Genomic DNA, 1926 nt, shown 5'->3' with positions numbered 1-1926 from the left:
TTTCATAAGCTCTCGCCCTCCTTGCATGAATAATCGGGTATGCCCTGTTTCGGGGCAGCCTTGCCTTTGGCAGCGTCCTCCTGCGCCCACTTGTAAATGGTGGCTGCATGGCTGTGGTACTGTTTCCCGGTGGAAGCGATATGGCAGGAAAGCCGGTCAATATAATACTCCCACTTGTCGGGCAACTCTGTTTTTAGCCCGGAAAGCTCTGTATCGGTCAGTATCACATTGTTGTATCTGCCATAAGCGGCGGGGGCGGGGTGTCCCGTTTCTCCCTCTCTCTCTTTTTCTATCTCTATCTCTTTCTCTAACTCTATCTCTATCTCTGGTGGACGAATGTCGGACAAATGTCCGCCTTTTGTCCGGGGCGGTAAAAGTGCCTTGTTTTCCAGTCTTGCAGCCCGTTTCCGCTCGGCTTCGGTAGAGGACTGTCCTATCATCAGCTCAATGTCGGTCATATAGAAAGCCCCGCTGTCAAGCTGCTCCACAAGCCCCAACTGCCGGAAAATCTCTAAAGCCCTCTCAACCGTCCCTATCTGGTGGCGGGTCAGTGTCGCTATCATCTGCGCTGTGTAGGGGATATGCTCGTCAAGCTGCAATTTCCCGCCGTTTTTCAGCGATTTTAAGTACAGCTTCAAGAGGATATTGGAGTATAAAATCCCGTCTTTCATATCTTCCAGCAGCACAATGGAGTCGCTGTCAAAAAAGTTCTCTTTCAGCTTGAGGTAGTAATACTTGCGGTTATCTGCCATTGTCCCTGTCCTCCTTTTTCCGGCGTTTGGAGTAGTAGTGGGGGCAGAGTATGATAACCGCCCGGAAGCTCTGCTTGCAGCTATGGGTACAGCCCCGGCAGAGGTCATTGTATGTGATACGATCGCAGGTGGAATTCCCGACTTTCACTTGCCGCAGGAAAAAAGACCATTCCAGCCGCCGTTTCTTGCTCATTCTTGGCATGGGTGCGCTCCTTTCTGCCGTTTCCGCTGGTGTGGCGGTATCGGCGGTAATTCTGTATCATCTCGGTATCATTTTCGGGTTTTTTCTGCCCTATAAGCCCGTTAAAAAATCCTTTGGTATTTGCGGATAGGGTACGGGGCAGCCCCCTTGTTCTGTATAGGTTCGGGTACATTTTGGGGCGGTTTTTATCGTTCCTGTTCCTGCCTTTTCACAGGCTTGCGCTCCCGGTGTAAAATCTGGTCGATATTGCCCTTGACAGTCTGTAAGCGGCGGTATTCCTCCCGTTTTGCCCGGTAATCGTTGTAGCCGCTGTTTTTCTCTTGGATAAGGGTTTCAATCTCTGCTTGCAGGGCTTTATAGCTCGGCAGCTTGGAAATGCCGTTTTCCCTGAAATAGCGGGCGGCTGCGTCTGCTATGATAAAGTCGCTTTCGTACTTCTGACGGTAGGCTGCTTTTGCTTTGGCGTTTTTCTGCTGTTTCAGCCCGTCCCGGACAGGGCGGGTCTTGGAATAGGCAAGCACCTGCCGTTGCAGCTCCTTTTTCCCGTTCAGCGTCTTTTCCATCTGCTTCAGCTCTGTAAGGCTTTCCCGCATGGCGGTATAGGCGGCAGAACAGGCTTCGTCCAGTTCCTCCGGGGAAGAAAAGCCGTACTGCTGATAGGCGGTAACGGTAGCTGCCATTTGCTTTAGGTTGTGCTTTGCCGCCCAGCGGTCATAGCCCACGCCCTTGCCCTCGGCTCGCTTGGCTTCCCGGTCAACCATGCGCTGCAAGGTGTTGTCTGCCGGGGTGGTTTTTGTGGTTTTTTCCCCTTGTGACAGCTTTTTAACCGCGGCAGGGTATTCGAGTATGGCTTTGCTCTGTTCGGCGGCTCTGTGGGCGTTCTGCGTAAGCAGGACAAGGACAGCAGCCTTGTCAAAATCGTCCCCCAGCTTCCGGGCTGTGATAGGCTTTGTCCTGTCCGGCGTGAGGTAG

2 protein-coding genes and 1 pseudogene are annotated in these 1926 nt (G+C 52.6%); all 3 read right to left on the bottom strand.

Going from position 1 to position 1926, the window contains the following annotated elements; translation table 11 throughout:
• Positions 1-2 precede the first annotated feature (2 nt).
• On the bottom strand, positions 3-752 hold the full coding sequence (locus tag LKD37_RS17425) for a phage replisome organizer N-terminal domain-containing protein (protein WP_002569235.1): 750 nt from the start codon (positions 750-752) through the stop codon (positions 3-5).
• Positions 742-954: a hypothetical protein gene (locus LKD37_RS17420; RefSeq protein WP_002569236.1), complete on the bottom strand. Its 213-nt coding sequence runs from the start codon at positions 952-954 to the stop codon at positions 742-744. The genes LKD37_RS17425 and LKD37_RS17420 overlap by 11 nt, the downstream gene beginning before the upstream one ends.
• Before the next feature lie 185 nt (positions 955-1139).
• A pseudogene (locus LKD37_RS17415) lies at positions 1140-1926 on the bottom strand (relaxase/mobilization nuclease domain-containing protein); the annotation flags it as partial.

The sequence above is a fragment of the Brotocaccenecus cirricatena genome, assembly GCF_020687045.1.
GTDB lineage: Bacteria > Bacillota > Clostridia > Oscillospirales > Oscillospiraceae > Vescimonas > Vescimonas cirricatena.
This window is presented reverse-complemented; position numbering and strand designations above follow the sequence as displayed.

Coding starts and splice junctions, on each gene's coding strand:
- LKD37_RS17425 (WP_002569235.1), bottom strand. CDS start 752: ATGGCAGATAACCGCAAGTATTACTACCTCAAGCTGAAAGAGAACTTT.
- LKD37_RS17420 (WP_002569236.1), bottom strand. CDS start 954: ATGCCAAGAATGAGCAAGAAACGGCGGCTGGAATGGTCTTTTTTCCTG.